The sequence below is a fragment of the Enterobacter sp. GER_MD16_1505_Eko_090 genome, from assembly GCF_003331015.1.
Lineage (GTDB): Bacteria > Pseudomonadota > Gammaproteobacteria > Enterobacterales > Enterobacteriaceae > Enterobacter > Enterobacter roggenkampii.
Genome location: NZ_PUQF01000010.1, coordinates 102,181 through 118,211, shown reverse-complemented (window position 1 = coordinate 118,211; position 16,031 = coordinate 102,181). Strand labels below are relative to the sequence as shown.

The following is a 16,031-nucleotide window of genomic DNA, read 5'->3' as shown; positions in this document are numbered from 1 at the left end:
CACATACCCACAGTGGATGGATGGTTAATATGGCTGTTATACCTTTGTTGCCTAAAGAAGGAATCGCACTTGTGTTGGCAAACATGAGGATTGCAAGAGCGCATGGTATGAGTAGAAACATGGCTATCCCTACGACCTATCTTTGGTTTTATCAAAAAGTAAGAAATAAGGGGCCGTGGGATTACAAGCAAGGACACCCGGAGTTAGCAAATTTTGGGAACTTCAATTATGGTTCGGCTGGCTATGCTGCCGGGATACCCTCAGAAACGCTACTGATGGGTGCTGGATGGGCGCAGGAAAGAGCTAAAACCTCCAAAAAGAAATGGGGGCACTGGTATCAAAAACCGCCTTATGGGGATGATCCTCACGATCAGTTTTGGATAAGGCAAGGTATAGAATATGCAAAGAAATACGGTTATTAAACGGCTTCATTGCTTACTCACAACGATTCTATTGCTCGTTGTTTGTGGGTTTCTGACATATCAATACTCTTTTAACGCACCTTCTCACGATAGTTTTGTCAGCAAACAGAAACTCTCTGATTCCGTCACACTGTACATAACTAAGTATGATGATGGAGGCGCTACGGTGTCGGATGTTTACCGCTTCTATTTAGATAAAGACAACAGCGGGAACATTATGAAAGCCCTTGAAGATCGGTCACCATTCCTTGAAGCCAATACAAGCAATGTTACTGCTTCAGCTTATGGGAACACGGTAAATGTAAAAATCACCGGCAAGGTTTATTCATTCACTAATTCTGATCTGTTCTATGCAGATGGTGTAGCGATCATGCCTGTAATTAACCTCATAGCCAATGGAATAAGAGATTAATTAACATAAGGAGTTATAGAAATGGCTGTACCAGTACACCTCTTTTTGAAAGACGATGGCGGAGCAATGATCCGTGGCGGTTCTGATGTTGCAGACCGTGAAGGAAGTATAGAGCTCAGAGATCTGATTCATAACCTGAGCATTCCAACAGATGATGATACAAGAGATTGTCCCGGTACTGGTCACATGGAAAATGTATCTTTGCGATATGCAAAAATCACATGGAAAATTCTGGACGGAAATATTCAGTACACTGATGCGTGGAACGAACGCCCTGCAGCGTAGGCGTAAAAACGAGCAGCGCCGAGAGGCGCTGCAACAATTTACGCGGATGCCCGAACCGCAGGGCGCAGCCTGCTCAGGCTAAATACCACCGAACCCGTCGAGGCGATGACGGCTAACCACAGTGCAACCTGGATAGCATGTTGATGGTCCCATCCTGCCGCCGCTCCCAGCAGAACCCCCACCACGGCGGCGCCGAGACACTGGCCGAATGTTCTGACGATCGACAACACGCCGGAGGCATAGCTGGCATGTTCCCGCGCCACGTTAGCGAGCATTTCCCGATTATTGGGACTCTGGAAGCAGCCAAATCCCATCCCGCAGACCAGACTGCGCAGGCAGATATTCCACACGGAAGGATTCTCCGGCAACGTGGCCAGCAGGACCAGCCCGCCGACAAAAACCATCAGCCCGAGGGTCGAGATGAGCGGCGCGGAGATCGTATCCGCCCAGCGACCCGCGTGCGGCGCGATCAGCACGATGCCAATCGGCCATGGGGTAAACAGCAGCGCCGACACCACCGGGCTGTAGCCATACACGCTCTGAAACAGGAACGGCAGCGCGACAAACGTGATCCCCTGGCTGACAAACGAGGCCAGCGAGGTCAGCGCGGCGAGGGTGAAGCGCCCGTTTTTGAACATCACCGGCGGCAGTAACGGATGTTGCGCGCGCCGAATCCGCCAGGTAAAGGCGAGGGCGCTAACCAGCACGAGAACGCTCCAGCAGACGGCCTGCAGACTAACGTGTTGCGCCACGTGCTGAAGGCTGTCGGCCAGCATGATCGCGGAACCTAACAGGACGGCGGAGAGCACGGCACCCGGTGCATCAAAGGGCGGTCTGTCAGCAACCGATTCCCGCGGCAAGGCTCGCCACGCCAGCAGCAGGGCGATGCTGCCCGGAATGAGGTTAATGGCGAACAGCCATTGCCAGCTCAGTGCGTCCAGTATTGTTCCGCCGAGTACCGGGGCGATCGCCGTGCTGGAGGCGATAAGCAGGGCGTGCAGCCCCAGAATGCGGCCCAGCAGTCGGCCCGGAAAAACGGACCGCAGGATCGCCGGAGCAATACTCAGGGTCGCCGCCCCGCCGATGCCCTGCAGAATTCGCATCCCGGTTAATATTTCCGGCGTTGTTGCCAGCGCGCAGCCGAGCGAGGTGAGCGTAAAGGTGGCAAGCCCGCTCAGAAAGACCGGGCGATAGCCCACGCGGGCCGCCAGCGCGGCGAAAATAGCCAGCGTCATCGCCGCTGACAGCAGATAACCGTTAGCGAACCAGACCGCAACGTTCGCGGGGACCTGCATCGTTCTAGCCATGGAGGGGAGCGCGATGTTGATCATGGTGCCGTCAAAGACGCCCATCAACGTGGTGGTCATGACGGCGGCCAGGACCCGGGCGCGTTCATGCCCGGGTAAACCTTCATCGCCGGGCTGGTTGGTAAATAGCGTCATCGTCGTTACTCCGGATAAGAATAGTGATGACGAAACTATAATCATGCGCTATACAGGGCGGAAGACGCAGCATTTGCACTTAATCGTTGCATATAACGCCTTATCTGAGGAGCCATCGTGTCCGATCCTGACTTTAACCTTCTGGTTGCGCTCGACGTTTTGCTGGCCGAAGCCAGCGTGGCGGGCGCGGCGCGACGTTTAAACCTGAGCACCTCCGCCATGAGCCGCACCCTGAGCCGGCTGCGGGAGGTGACCGGCGATCCTATTCTGGTGCGGGCCGGGCGTCATATGGTGCTGACGCCCTGGGCCGAAGCCACCCGGGACCGCGCCAGAAGCGCCGTGCACGAGGCGAGGGCGGTGCTGCAACCCTCCACCGACACGCTGAAGGTGGAAAGCCTCGAACGGCTGTTCACTATTCGGGCCAACGACGGTTTTGTCGTGGCGTTTGGACCCATGCTCATAGCCGCGGTGGCGAGCGTTGCGCCCGGGGTCTGCATCCGCTTCGCTCCCAAACCTGAAAAAACGTCGCGCTATTTACGGGAGGGGCTTGTCGACCTGGAGATCGGCGTGCAGAGCAACATGGGGCCTGAAATACGGCTGCAAAGGCTCTTTCAGGATCGGTTTGTTGGCGCGGTGCGCAAGGGACATCCGCTGTCTTCACAGCCTGAGGTCAGCCTTGACGATTATGTTGCCTGGGGCCATGTGGTGGCGTCGCCTGATGGGGCGTTACACGGGTCTGTGGACGACGCGCTGGCGGAGCGGGGGATGAAACGAAAGATCGCCAGCGTGGTGCCTGGATTCCCGACGGCGTTATCCGTAGCGCTGGCCTCCGACCTGATTGCTATGGTACCGGCGTTGTACCTCCTTAATCAGGCGATGACCGAGCGCGTGCACGTCTTTGAACTGCCCTTTAAGACCCGCACTATTACGGTATCCCAGATGTGGCATCCGCGCATGGAACGGGATCCGGCGCATCGCTGGCTCAGGGAAAAGGTCCTTGAAGTGTGCCGCGCGGTTTGCTGACGCTCAGAGCACTTTCCCCGGCACGGTGAGGATGAAGCGCGTCGACACCGCATCCGATTCCACGCGGACTTTTCCGTGGTGCGCGGTGACGATGGACTTCACGATGGCAAGCCCAATCCCGCTGCCTTCGCCCTTACGCTGCCTGGACGGATCGACGCGATAAAAACGGTCAAACAGCTTTGGCAGATGCGCCTGTGGGATCGGCGTGCCGGGGTTTTCTGTCACCAGCTCAACGTCGTTATCCCGTTTTCTGATGGAGACCGTTACCGTTTTCCCTTCCGGCGTATAGCGCAGGGCGTTGGAGAGCAGATTATTGATTGCTCTTCTGAACATCTGCGGATCGCCTTCTATCAGGCAGGGCATCCCGTTAAATTTCAGCGAGACGTGGCGTTCTTCCGCCCAGGCTTCGAAGAAATCGAAGACTTTCATCACCTCGGCGCTTAAATCAAACATCACCCGATCCGGGATGAGCTGATTATTATCCGCCTGCGCCAGGAAGAGCATGTCGCTGACCATGCGGGTCATCCGGTTGTACTCTTCCAGGCTGGAGTAGAGGACATCTTCCAGCTCTTTCTGGGAGCGGTTCTGGCTCAACGCGATTTCCGTTTGCGTCACCAGGTTGGTGATGGGCGTCCTGATTTCATGCGCGATGTCGGCGGAAAAATTCGCCTGCCGGGTAAAGACATCTTCAATTTTCCCAATCATATGGTTGAAGGAGATCACCAGCTGTTCCAGCTCAACGGGCACGCGGGACGGCTCCAGTCGCGCATCCAGATTTTCGGAGGTGATATTTTTAATGGCGGTGCTGACGTTACGCAAGGGCAAGTGTCCCTGGCGCACCGCGATACGAATCACCAGCACAATCAGCAGGCTGATCGCCGCGGCAATGGCAAAAAGATTCTTCTTCAGCGCCTCAAGGTAGTGGAGATGAAAATTAATCGAGAGCCCGATCAGCATGACGTAGTCCTGGGTTTTGCCCTGCAGCGTTGCCCTGCCTGAGGAGGCGATAATCCGGTACGTTTCCATTTTCATGTCGGACCCGGCATGCATAGGCTTGACCGGGTCTTCTACCGTCCAGAGAAACACATCCTGTGCCTGACGGTGTTCGCTAAAGTTCGCTGTGTTCATCGCCGGGCGCAATGCCGCGCCTTGCGCCGAGCTGAACAGGGTATTGCCCTGCGGATCCATCAGCAGGACGGCCACGTTGCGGTAGCTGGCGACCGACTCTTTGAGCTTGTTGATTTTCTTTTGGTCGGGATCGGCCGGAGACTGGAGGATGCGATGCATTGCGCTGCTAATCTGCTGTAAGTCGCTGATATCCTGCTCGGCAAAGTGCTTCTCAACGGAGTGCAGCATAAACCAGGTAAAGGCGAAGAAGGCCAGTATGGTGGAGAGGCTGATAAAAAAGGTCAGCCGCAGCGCAAGCGAGAACGGGCGTCGGAGGGGCTTAACGGGCATCCGGCACCTCCAGCATATAGCCTACGCCGCGTACCGTCTGGATCAGCTTGGGTTCAAAATCGTTATCGATCTTTGCGCGCAGGCGCTTTACCGCCACATCTATTGCGTTCGTGTCGCTGTCAAAGTTCATATCCCACACCTGCGAGGCAATCAGGGAGCGGGGCAGCACCTCGCCCTGATGACGCATGAAAAACTCCAGCAGGCTGAACTCCTTGCTGGTTAACAGGATGCGATTGCCCGCCCGGCTGACCTTCCTCGACACAAGGTCAACCGTCAGGTCAGCCGCCTGAAGCTGGCTTTCCGCGATCACCGTATTTCCGCGTCTTAGCAGCGTCCTGACCCGGGCGAGCAGTTCCGCAAAGGCGAAAGGCTTAATCAGATAATCATCCGCGCCCAGCTCAAGCCCTTTAACCCGGTGCTCTATCGTCCCGAGGGCCGTGAGTAACAGGATGGGCATTCCTTTGCCGGCAGAGCGAAGCATGCGGACAATATCCCAGCCGTTCACGTCGGGCAGCATGATATCCAGAATCAGCAGGTCATATTCCGCGGTCATGGCGAGGTGGTACCCGGTCAGGCCATTATCCGCGTGGTCCACGACAAACCCCGCTTCCGTCAGCCCCTTGCTGAGGTATTCCCCGGTTTTCATTTCGTCTTCAACGATCAGTATTTTCATCTTGCTCCCCAGACTGGCTGCTGATGACATTCTAGTGAGCCCGCGATCGTTAACAATGACTTACGCCATAAATGACAACATTGTCATTATCCTGTCACCGGTCAAACAGGATGCGTTCAGTAGAGTAGCCCTAAAAATCCTCTGGACTTGATTTGAACCGCTATGTTCCTGTTAAAACGACTCAGCATCACTACGGTATTTATCCTGGCAGGCTGCGTCTCGCTGGCGCCTGACTACCCGCGCCCGGCATCACCGGTACCCCGGCAGTTTTCGCTCTCGCGCAACGGCCTGACGCCCGCGGCGGCCGGGTATCAGGACACCGGCTGGCGCAACTTCTTCGTCGACCCTCAGATAGCTGGATTGATTACAGAAGCCCTGAAAAACAACCGCGATATCAAAATGGCCGCCCTGAAGATTGAAGAGGCCCGGGCGCAGTTCAACGTGACGGAGGCAGATCGTTATCCGCAGTTGAATGGATCCGCAAGTATCACGTACAGCGGCGGGCTAAAAAGTGACAACCCGACCTCACGGCAGTACGACGCCGGTCTTGCGCTTAGCTACGAACTCGACTTTTTCGGCAAGCTGAAGAACCTGAGCGAGGCCGACCGACAAAACTATTTCGCCAGCGAAGAGGCCCGTCGCGCGGTGCATATTCTGCTCGTCTCTAACGTGTCGCAGAGCTATTTCAACCAGCAGCTGGCGTATAAACAGCTGCGCATCGCGCGGGATACGCTGGCTAATTACCAGCACTCCTATGCGTTCGTTGAGCAGCAGCTGGTGACGGGGAGCACCAACGTGCTGGCGCTGGAACAGGCCCGGGGACAGATCGAAAGCACGCAGGCAGAGATTGCCAAACGAGAGGGGGAGCTGGCGCAGGCCAACAATGCTCTGCAGCTGCTCCTCGGCACCTATCGCGGATTGCCGGGCGACAGCGGAATGAACGCCCGCGATATTGCGCCGGTAAAACTCCCGCCCCATCTTTCTTCAGCGATACTGCTGCAGCGCCCGGATATTATGGAGGCGGAGCATCAGCTTAACGCGGCCGATGCGAATATCGGCGCCGCGCGTGCCGCCTTTTTCCCGTCAATTACCCTGACCAGCGGGCTTTCAACAGGCAGTACGGAATTATCCAGCCTGTTTACCGCGGGCAGTGGGATGTGGAATTTCATCCCCAAAATTGAGCTTCCGATTTTTAATGCGGGCAGGAATAAGGCCAACCTGAAGCTGGCTGAAATTCGTCAGCAGCAGTCGGTTGTGAATTACGAACAAAAAATACAGGCTGCCTTCAGGCAGGTTGCCGACGCGCTCGCGCTGCGGGACAGCCTCAACCAGCAGCTTGCTGCGCAAGGACGGTATCTTGATTCGCTAAATATTACCCTGCAGCGAGCCAGAGGATTATATACCAGCGGTGCGGTGAGCTATATCGAAGTATTAGACGCGGAACGGTCGCTGTTTTCCACGCAGCAAAATATTCTCGACCTTATTTATGCCCGGCAGGTTAATGAAATTAACCTCTTCACCGCGCTGGGCGGCGGTTGGGCCGAATAACCTCATTTAATTAAAAAGGATATTAAACATGCGCAATTCACTTAACGCCGTCGTATTTGGTGCAATCATTATGTTTTCTGCCGGTCTTCAGGCTGAGGTTCATCAGCACGAGGCGATGAGCGCTGCCAGCGAAAGTGCCTCACAGCAGGTTATCACCGGGACCGGCATTGTGAAGGATATTGATCTCACGAATAAAAAAGTGACGATTTCTCACGAAGCCATCCCGGAAATTGGCTGGCCCGCGATGACCATGCGTTTTACTTTTATGCAGGCCGACGCGAGTATTACTGCCTTAAAAGTCGGCAGCCACGTGAATTTCTCGTTTGTTCAGCAGGGCAATCTCTCTTTACTCAAGAGCATTAAATAGCGAGAAACGGCATGGCCTCATTAAAAATAAAATACGCTGCCATGATAGTCGGCAGCCTTATTGCAGGAGGGCTGATATCGGTGACGGCCTGGCAGGCTCTTCATTCATCTGAAAAAACAGAAAATAGCGTTTCTGAAAGAACGGTGCTTTTCTGGTATGACCCGATGAAACCTGACGTGAAATTCGATAAGCCCGGTAAATCACCGTTTATGGATATGGATTTGGTGCCGAAATATGCCGATGAGAATGATAAAAACAGTGACGGTATCCGTATCGATCCGACCCAGGTTCAGAACCTGGGATTAAAAACGCAAAAAGTGACGCGCGGAAAGCTGAATTATGCCCAGACGATCCCGGCCAACGTCAGCTATAACGACTATCAGTTTGTCATTGTGCAGGCGCGTGCGGAAGGGTTCGTTGAAAAAGTGTACCCGCTGACGATTGGCGATAAGGTGAAAAAAGGCACGCCGCTGGTTGATATCACCATTCCGGACTGGGTCGAAGCGCAGAGCGAGTTCCTCCTGCTTTCCGGCACCGGCGGAACGCCCACGCAGATAAAAGGCGTTCTGGAGCGTCTGCGCCTGGCGGGTATGCCGGATGACGATATTCAGCGGCTGCGTGCGACCCGTACTATCCAGACCCGGTTTACCATCAAGGCGCCCATTGACGGGGTGATCACGGCCTTTGACCTGCGCACCGGAATGAATATTTCCAAAGAGAAGGTGGTGGCGCAGATTCAGGGGATGGATCCGGTCTGGATCGGCGCGGCGGTTCCTGAATCCATTGCTTATCTGCTGAAAGATACCTCGCAGTTTACTGTTTCGGTACCGGCTTATCCGGGTAAATCCTTCCCGGTTGAAAAATGGCGTCTTCTGCCGAGCGTGGATCAAACCACCCGTACGCTGCAGGTGCGCCTGCAGGTCTCCAACAAGGATGAACTGCTGAAACCGGGCATGAATGCCTACCTGAAGCTGAATACCCAAAGTCAGGAAATGTTGCTCATTCCGTCTCAGGCCGTTATCGATACCGGGAAAGAACAGCGCGTTATTATCGTTGATGCGAACGGGAAGTTTGTACCGAAAAGGATCCACGTTCTGCATGAATCACAGCAGCAGTCCGGCATTGGTACCGGACTGGAAGAGGGGGAGTCGGTGGTGGTCAGCGGTCTGTTTCTGATTGACTCGGAGGCCAATATTACCGGCGCGCTGGAGCGCATGCGCCACGCTGAAGCCGCTGACGACGCGCATTCAGGCCATTAAGGAGACGATGATGATTGAATGGATTATCCGGCGTTCGGTCGCCAACCGTTTCCTGGTGATGATGGGCGCGCTGTTTCTCAGCGTTTGGGGGACATGGACCATCATCAACACCCCGGTCGATGCCTTGCCCGATCTGTCTGACGTTCAGGTGATTATCAAAACAAGCTATCCCGGCCAGGCCCCGCAGATTGTTGAAAACCAGGTGACCTATCCACTCACTACCACCATGCTGTCGGTTCCTGGCGCGAAGACCGTGCGCGGTTTTTCACAGTTTGGTGATTCGTATGTGTACGTTATTTTTGAAGACGGGACCGATCTGTACTGGGCCCGCTCGCGCGTGCTGGAGTACCTGAATCAGGTTCAGGGCAAACTCCCCGCCGGCGTGAGTTCCGAAATCGGCCCGGACGCCACGGGCGTAGGCTGGATATTTGAGTATGCGCTGGTGGACCGCAGCGGAAAACACGATCTCGCCGAGCTGCGATCATTGCAGGACTGGTTCCTTAAATTTGAGCTGAAAACAATCCCGAACGTGGCTGAGGTGGCCTCCGTTGGCGGCGTGGTGAAGCAGTATCAGATTCAGGTTGACCCGTTAAAGCTGGCGCAGTTCGGCGTCAGCCTGCCGGAAGTTAAGCAGGCCCTTGAATCGTCTAATCAGGAAGCGGGGGGATCGTCCGTAGAAATCGCGGAAGCGGAATATATGGTGCGGGCCAGCGGCTATCTGCAGACCATCGATGATTTCAATCACATCGTCCTGAAAACCGGTGAGAACGGTGTGCCGATTTACCTGCGTGATGTTGCCCGCGTACAAACGGGGCCGGAAATGCGCCGTGGTATTGCCGAGCTGAACGGGCAGGGTGAAGTGGCGGGCGGCGTGGTGATCCTGCGTTCGGGTAAAAACGCGCGCGAGGTCATTACGGCGGTAAAAGACAAGCTGGAGACGCTGAAGGCCAGCCTGCCGGAGGGCGTTGAGATTGTGACCACCTACGATCGCAGCCAGCTCATCGACCGGGCCATTGATAACCTGAGCAGCAAACTTCTCGAAGAGTTTATCGTGGTGGCCATCGTCTGCGCGCTGTTCCTCTGGCACATTCGCTCGGCGCTGGTGGCGATTATCTCTCTGCCGCTTGGCCTGTGTATTGCCTTTATCGTCATGCATTTCCAGGGGCTGAACGCCAATATAATGTCGCTGGGAGGCATTGCCATCGCCGTCGGCGCGATGGTGGATGCCGCCATCGTGATGATTGAGAACGCGCATAAGCGGCTGGAAGAGTGGGATCACCAGCACCCGGGAGAGCAGATTGATAACGCCACCCGCTGGAAGGTGATTACCAACGCCTCTGTAGAGGTTGGACCGGCGCTGTTTATCAGCTTGCTGATCATCACTTTATCCTTCATTCCCATCTTTACCCTTGAGGGGCAGGAAGGGCGGCTGTTTGGTCCGCTGGCCTTCACCAAAACGTACGCCATGGCAGGGGCGGCCGCGCTGGCCATCATCGTGATCCCCATTCTGATGGGATTCTGGATCCGGGGTAAAATCCCCGCCGAGACCCGTAACCCGCTGAACAGGCTGCTGATTAACGCCTATCATCCGCTGCTGATTCGGGTGCTCAACTGGCCCAAAACAACCCTGCTGGTTGCGGCCTTATCCATCTTCACGGTGATCTGGCCCCTGAGCCAGGTAGGCGGCGAGTTTTTACCGAAGATCAACGAAGGCGATCTGCTGTATATGCCGTCGACGTTGCCCGGCGTCTCTCCGGCAGAAGCGGCGGCATTGTTACAGACCACGGACAAGTTAATAAAAACCGTCCCTGAAGTGGCCTCTGTCTTCGGCAAGGCCGGCAAAGCCGAAACGGCAACGGATTCCGCGCCGCTCGAAATGGTGGAAACCACCATTCAGCTTAAGCCTGAGGATCGGTGGCGTCCCGGGATGACGATTGACAAGATCGTTGAGGAGCTTGATAAGACCGTTCGTTTGCCCGGTCTGGCGAATCTCTGGGTTCCGCCCATTCGCAACCGCATTGATATGCTGTCGACCGGGATTAAAAGCCCGATTGGCATCAAGGTGTCTGGTACCGTTCTGGCTGATATCGACGCCACGGCGCAAAGCATTGAAGCGGTAGCCAAAACGGTGCCGGGCGTGGTGTCTGCCCTGGCAGAACGTCTGGAAGGCGGGCGCTACATCGATGTCGATATCAACCGGGAGAAAGCTTCCCGCTATGGAATGACGGTGGGCGACGTGCAGCTGTTCGTCTCCTCGGCCATCGGCGGTGCGACGGTGGGTGAAACGGTGGAAGGCGTGGCCCGCTATCCGATTAATATTCGTTATCCTCAGGACTACCGGAATAGCCCGAGCGCGTTGAAGCAGATGCCGATCCTGACGCCAATGAAACAGCAGATTACGCTGGGTGATGTGGCAGATATCAACGTTGTTTCAGGCCCCACGATGCTGAAAACGGAGAATGCCCGGCCTGCGAGCTGGATTTATATCGATGCCCGCGGCAGGGATATGGTGTCGGTGGTGAACGACATTAAGACGGCCATCAGCCAGAACGTGAAGCTCAGGCCGGGTACCAGCGTGTCATTCTCCGGGCAGTTTGAACTGCTTGAGCACGCCAACAAGAAACTGAAGCTGATGGTGCCGATGACACTGATGATCATTTTCGTTCTGCTCTATCTGGCGTTCCGTCGCGTGGATGAGGCCCTGTTGATCCTGATGAGCCTGCCGTTCGCGCTGGTCGGCGGGATATGGTTCCTGTACTGGCAGGGCTTCCATATGTCCGTGGCAACCGGCACCGGGTTTATCGCCCTGGCCGGGGTGGCAGCAGAGTTTGGAGTGGTCATGCTGATGTATTTGCGTCATGCCGTTGAAGCACATCCGGCGCTGTCCCAGCGCGAAACGTTCACTGAACAGGGGCTTGATGACCCCCTTTATCAGGGCGCCGTGCTGCGCGTGCGGCCAAAGGCGATGACCGTCGCGGTGATTATTGCCGGTCTGCTGCCCATTCTCTGGGGGACCGGGGCAGGCTCAGAAGTCATGAGCCGGATAGCGGCGCCCATGATTGGCGGGATGATTACGGCACCGCTGCTATCGCTGTTTATTATTCCTGCGGCGTATAAGTTAATTTGGTTGCGCAGGCATAAAAAGCCTTAAAAAAACCCGCCGGTAGCGGCGGGTTTTTACGGGTTGAATGCTTAGCGCGCCTTGCTGATCAGTTTGCGCCAGGCTCTGTTATGCAGAGTAAATAGCAGCATCTTATAGAAAGCGGTAGAGAAGATGCAGCTGCCACTAAGCCCCAGCATGACAGTACTCACCATCGCAGCGGTCAGACTGACGCCCGGAGCAGCGCTACCGCTCAGCGCGGCCAGCAAATAGGCTGCCGTTAATACCAGACTCATCACCGCCAGCGTAAGATGTAACCGCACGGCGCGCATGCTGCCTTTGCCAATCATAAACATCGTCACGCCGTTGATGCTTGCGAACAGGAGGGCGATCAGCACAACCCACACGAATACGCGTTCGGCTGGCTGGCCGAGTGCGGCGAGTACATCATAGCCCAACCACAGCTGAGGAATCGCGAAGCTGACAATTACCCCGAGAGTACTGATTGCCGCCGGAATACCCATGGTGTGTAGACCCACAGGTTTGCCCATTTCTTCAGCCAACTGAGTCTTTAGCTGTTGCAGCTGTGTCGGGGAGGTATTGCTTATGCTGGTAGCCACCTCGTTACAGTGTTGCAGGCGACGGGTTAAAACTTTAAACATTTAAATACTCAGCGTTCAGTTAGGTAAAAATGATTGCAGCACACCTACTACATAGCGTCCTGACTGGACGGTATTTTGTGGATTGCGGATAGTCCCAGTGAGTGAGCTCCCCACAAAGGCCGATGCGTTGTTGACCGCACTCATCAGCTCGCGCTGCAGTGATTTTTGTAACGATTCGCTTGGGAAACGTTTCGGATAAACACCTGCGCGGATCGCGGCCTTTACCCCGGCACTGGAGATACCTGGATTCTGCGCTTTAATGATCTCTTCCGTGATGCGCTTACGTTCGGCACGGCTCAGGCTCTGGAACCAGGCGGTAACTTTACTTGAAGACGCCGCTTTCATCAGCTTGTACGTTTCTAAAGTACCTCTTAGCGCGGTTCCTGCCGCAGCAAGCGAAATGACATCCAGAACTGTCGTGGTGGCAACGTACCAGTCCTGGCTGTCAAGCCATGCAACATCGGAACCATGGTCGTTATGGATAGCCAGCAGACGGCCCGCGCCAATCATGCATTGCGCTCCCGTAGCCAGTGTACCGGACAGACTAATCGCCGCAATCACACCAGACCCGCCAGCGGTAAACGGTACTGCCGCACCGGCACCAAACGCCATGACAAGCGTAACAATCATCGCGCCACAGGCAAAACCGGTCGAGGTAATTTCCGTAGCAAGTGACGGAGTAGTTAGCGTCGCAACCACAGCTTTTTCTGCACTGATTTCCTTAGCATCCGGAATTTTACTGATGACTACATGGCTGACGGTGCTCTGATTCACATCAGCAATGCGTCGAGACGGGCGAACCAGCCAGCGTTGCTTGCCATCATCAAAAATGATGCCGACATTGTAAAAATTACGCGTGCAGTCGAGCTGTGCGGCCAGCTTTTTAAAATCGATATCTGCACCGGCCTGTAGGCCAAGGCTTCGCGAGAGATCATAAGAGGGAAGGGTGCTGTCAGGCGACTGCTGACCGGGTAAGTTCATCGAGGAAGCTCCTTCATTCCGTGAGGACTATTAATTAGCAGGGTAATATATTGAAAAAATTTATGATTCGAAGATTAATACTTTGATAATAGCAGCGTTAACTCGGTGATCAAATGATTCCTACAACTGTTCCCGTATCGTCCCGCATGGAAGCGCTATTTCACAACCCCAGCGGCCTGGCCTCCTGTATGAACTCAATCAGAAGGCGAAGCCCGGTCGGCAGTTGCCGGCGGCTTGAATAATAGATATAAAAACCTTCCTCCAGCGGGGACCATTCCGTAAGCACCAGGCGGAGCCGTCCATCCTTCACATAGGGTGCAACAAAAGGCTCCGGAAAATACATTAGGCCGGCTCCGCCTAAGACGGCCACAAGGCCCGTTTCAGCCTGATTGACCGTCACAGAGCCTGGCACAGTGATTTGGTACGTTTCGCCGTCTCGCTCAAGTTCCCAGCGATAAATCCGATCGTCGCCGAGACGATTGCTTATACAACGATGGTGTAATAAATCATCAGGATGTTCAGGCGTTCCGTAACGTTCCAGGTAGTCTGGGGATGCGGCGATAATCCAGCGAATATCGGCAGATAAACGCCGGGCAACCATGTCTTCCGGGACGGTGCCACCATAGCGGATACCGGCATCGAAGCCCGCATCAGTGACGTCAACCATACGGTTGCTGGCCACAATATCGATTTCAATATCGGGATAGCGATCCATAAACGCGGGCATAACTGGCGCAAGCAAAAGATTGGCCGCTTCAACGGCAGCATTGATGCGGATACGTCCGCCAGGGGTATTACGATACTTGTTAAGCGATTCAAATGCGCCTTCTATTATGTCGAAAGGCTGAAGGACAGACTGAACCAGTTCTTCACCTGCTGCCGTAGGGGTGACGCTCTTGGTCGTGCGATTAAGCAGGCGAACCCCGAGCCGGGTTTCCAGTCCCTTCAGGGCATGACTAAGCGCTGATGCACTGACACCTAATTCAATGGCAGCACGGCTGAAACTGCGATGACGTGCAATAGCCATGAAATAAATGAGATCGGCAACATCAGCTCTGCTTATTTGCATACAGAATCCTTTTCCTTGTGCCTTAACGCCCGACTGCGTTGATACGGAAATGATATACACCATAGACCGATTAGCGCTAATCCGTTGCTGAATTTTTTTCACAAGTCAATCCACTCATCGCCTCTCACTGAAAACGGTGTGCTTCGTTATTCTTGAAAAGAATGAGACCCGGCAACGCCGGGCCAGGGAAGGGTGTTAACGGTTCTGTATTGCTGAAGGCGGCGTGAGTGAAGGGGGCGTATCAGGAAGCGGGGGAATGATCCCGTCGACGGGGTGCGGCAGATAGAGTGCCTCGAGTTCCGTGATTTCAGCATCGCTAAGTGTAAAGTCCAGTGCGCTGATAGCCGTGGAAAGATGTTCTGGTTTGGTCGCGCCAATGATCGGGGCTGTGATGACCGTTTTTGATAGCAACCAGGCAAGTGCAACATGGGCTCTTGGCACATGGTGCTTTTCAGCAATGCTGGCAACAACATCAATAACGGGCTTATCCAGAAGGGCTGCCTTCTCGTACATTTTTAATGCAAAGGCATCGTTTTGCGTTCGTCGGGACGTGACACTCCAGTCGCGCGTAAGCCTGCCGCGCGCCATCGGACTCCAGGGGATCACTCCAACGCCCTGGTCTTCACACAGGGGCAGCATCTCGCGCTCTTCTTCCCGGTAAAGCAGGTTGTATTGCGGTTGCATCGTGATAAATCGAGTCCAGCCGTTACGCTCAGCAGTATGCTGCATTTTTGCAAAGCGCCAGGCTTCCATAGATGATGCGCCGATGTAACGTACTTTTCCTGATTTAACGAGGTCATGCAGAGCCTCCATGGTCTCTTCAACAGGCGTGGAGTGGTCAAAACGGTGAATCTGAAAGAGATCCACATAATCCATACCTAAGCGCATCAGGCTATCGTCAATAGACTGAAAAATGGCCTTGCGGGAAAGAAACCCGGTATTGGGTGAGTTGCGCCACGGAAAGAAGGTCTTTGTCGCCACAACGATCTCATCGCGTCTGGCCATTTCTCTCAACGCTTTTCCTGTGATCTCTTCAGAACTTCCGCCCGAGTAGATATTCGCGGTATCAAAAAAATTAATGCCTGCTTCAAGCGCCTGACGGATGAGCGGTCGTGACGCTTTTTCATCCAGGGACCAGGGTTGAGGCAAACGTTCGGGGTCACCATAGCTCATACAACCGAGACAAAGACGGGAGACTTTCAAACCGCTACGACCCAGATTCACATACTTCATTCGGTGTTCCTTCTTTTATTGCCAGCAATTCTGTATGCGACAGGTTATTGCACTGGCATGAAGGGTACCAGCATGCGCCATCGAATGGTGTTTTGAG

General features: G+C 54.8%; 15 protein-coding genes. 8 read left to right on the top strand and 7 right to left on the bottom strand.

Annotation, left to right across the window (positions count from 1 at the left end; genetic code table 11):
• The first annotated feature begins 29 nt into the window (after positions 1 to 29).
• The 3 genes from C6A40_RS13170 to C6A40_RS13160 are packed head-to-tail and all read left to right on the top strand — an operon-like array spanning position 30 to position 1,119.
• Positions 30 to 422 carry a polymorphic toxin type 44 domain-containing protein gene (locus C6A40_RS13170; RefSeq protein ID WP_032623152.1) on the top strand — a complete coding sequence of 131 codons (393 nt, stop codon included), beginning with the start codon at positions 30 to 32 and terminating at the stop codon, positions 420 to 422.
• Positions 400 to 834 carry a hypothetical protein gene (locus C6A40_RS13165; RefSeq protein ID WP_032623151.1) on the top strand — a complete coding sequence of 145 codons (435 nt, stop codon included), beginning with the start codon at positions 400 to 402 and terminating at the stop codon, positions 832 to 834. The genes C6A40_RS13170 and C6A40_RS13165 overlap by 23 nt, the downstream gene beginning before the upstream one ends.
• A gap of 21 nt (positions 835 to 855) precedes the next feature.
• A complete protein-coding gene (locus C6A40_RS13160; protein ID WP_039025325.1) occupies positions 856 to 1,119 on the top strand; it encodes a hypothetical protein in 264 nt (87 codons plus the stop codon).
• Between the two features lie 38 nt (positions 1,120 to 1,157).
• Here C6A40_RS13160 and C6A40_RS13155 read toward each other — a convergent pair whose 3' ends face one another.
• Positions 1,158 to 2,561, bottom strand: a complete 1,404-nt coding sequence (locus C6A40_RS13155) for an MFS transporter (protein WP_045333746.1) — start codon at positions 2,559 to 2,561, stop codon at positions 1,158 to 1,160.
• 117 nt (positions 2,562 to 2,678) lie between these two features.
• Here C6A40_RS13155 and C6A40_RS13150 point away from each other — a divergent pair, with 117 nt between their 5' ends.
• A complete protein-coding gene (locus C6A40_RS13150; protein WP_045333744.1) occupies positions 2,679 to 3,584 on the top strand; it encodes a LysR family transcriptional regulator in 906 nt (301 codons plus the stop codon).
• 3 nt (positions 3,585 to 3,587) lie between these two features.
• Here C6A40_RS13150 and C6A40_RS13145 read toward each other — a convergent pair whose 3' ends face one another.
• Together C6A40_RS13145 and C6A40_RS13140 are read right to left on the bottom strand one after the other, a co-directional pair.
• Positions 3,588 to 5,042, bottom strand: a complete 1,455-nt coding sequence (locus tag C6A40_RS13145; protein WP_045333742.1) for a Cu(+)/Ag(+) sensor histidine kinase — start codon at positions 5,040 to 5,042, stop codon at positions 3,588 to 3,590.
• Positions 5,032 to 5,715, bottom strand: coding sequence for a copper/silver response regulator transcription factor (locus tag C6A40_RS13140; protein ID WP_008503517.1), 684 nt, complete (start codon positions 5,713 to 5,715; stop codon positions 5,032 to 5,034). The genes C6A40_RS13145 and C6A40_RS13140 overlap by 11 nt, the downstream gene beginning before the upstream one ends.
• Before the next feature lie 162 nt (positions 5,716 to 5,877).
• Here C6A40_RS13140 and C6A40_RS13135 point away from each other — a divergent pair, with 162 nt between their 5' ends.
• Genes C6A40_RS13135 through silA form a run of 4 tightly spaced genes read left to right on the top strand, consistent with a single transcriptional unit; the run spans position 5,878 to position 12,040 of the window.
• Complete coding sequence (locus C6A40_RS13135; protein ID WP_045333740.1) at positions 5,878 to 7,263, top strand: efflux transporter outer membrane subunit; 1,386 nt, start codon at positions 5,878 to 5,880, stop codon at positions 7,261 to 7,263.
• Positions 7,264 to 7,291: 28 nt separating this feature from the next.
• Positions 7,292 to 7,630: a cation efflux system protein CusF gene (cusF, locus tag C6A40_RS13130; RefSeq protein WP_045333739.1), complete on the top strand. Its 339-nt coding sequence runs from the start codon at positions 7,292 to 7,294 to the stop codon at positions 7,628 to 7,630.
• Between the two features lie 11 nt (positions 7,631 to 7,641).
• Positions 7,642 to 8,889 (top strand): efflux RND transporter periplasmic adaptor subunit, encoded by a 1,248-nt coding sequence (locus C6A40_RS13125; RefSeq protein ID WP_045333737.1) that lies wholly within the window; start codon positions 7,642 to 7,644, stop codon positions 8,887 to 8,889.
• Between the two features lie 10 nt (positions 8,890 to 8,899).
• Positions 8,900 to 12,040 carry a Cu(+)/Ag(+) efflux RND transporter permease subunit SilA gene (gene silA / locus C6A40_RS13120; RefSeq protein WP_045333735.1) on the top strand — a complete coding sequence of 1,047 codons (3,141 nt, stop codon included), beginning with the start codon at positions 8,900 to 8,902 and terminating at the stop codon, positions 12,038 to 12,040.
• Between the two features lie 41 nt (positions 12,041 to 12,081).
• On the opposite strand, the gene C6A40_RS13115 is transcribed toward silA, so the two are convergent.
• From C6A40_RS13115 to C6A40_RS13100, 4 genes are all read right to left on the bottom strand, one after another.
• A complete protein-coding gene (locus C6A40_RS13115) occupies positions 12,082 to 12,651 on the bottom strand; it encodes a hypothetical protein (protein ID WP_008503225.1) in 570 nt (189 codons plus the stop codon).
• Between the two features lie 15 nt (positions 12,652 to 12,666).
• Positions 12,667 to 13,632, bottom strand: coding sequence for a hypothetical protein (locus C6A40_RS13110; RefSeq protein ID WP_008503224.1), 966 nt, complete (start codon positions 13,630 to 13,632; stop codon positions 12,667 to 12,669).
• A gap of 160 nt (positions 13,633 to 13,792) precedes the next feature.
• Positions 13,793 to 14,701, bottom strand: coding sequence for a LysR family transcriptional regulator (locus C6A40_RS13105; protein ID WP_114191294.1), 909 nt, complete (start codon positions 14,699 to 14,701; stop codon positions 13,793 to 13,795).
• Between the two features lie 195 nt (positions 14,702 to 14,896).
• Positions 14,897 to 15,934, bottom strand: a complete 1,038-nt coding sequence (locus C6A40_RS13100; protein WP_045335747.1) for an aldo/keto reductase — start codon at positions 15,932 to 15,934, stop codon at positions 14,897 to 14,899.
• Between the last annotated feature and the right edge of the window lie 97 nt (positions 15,935 to 16,031).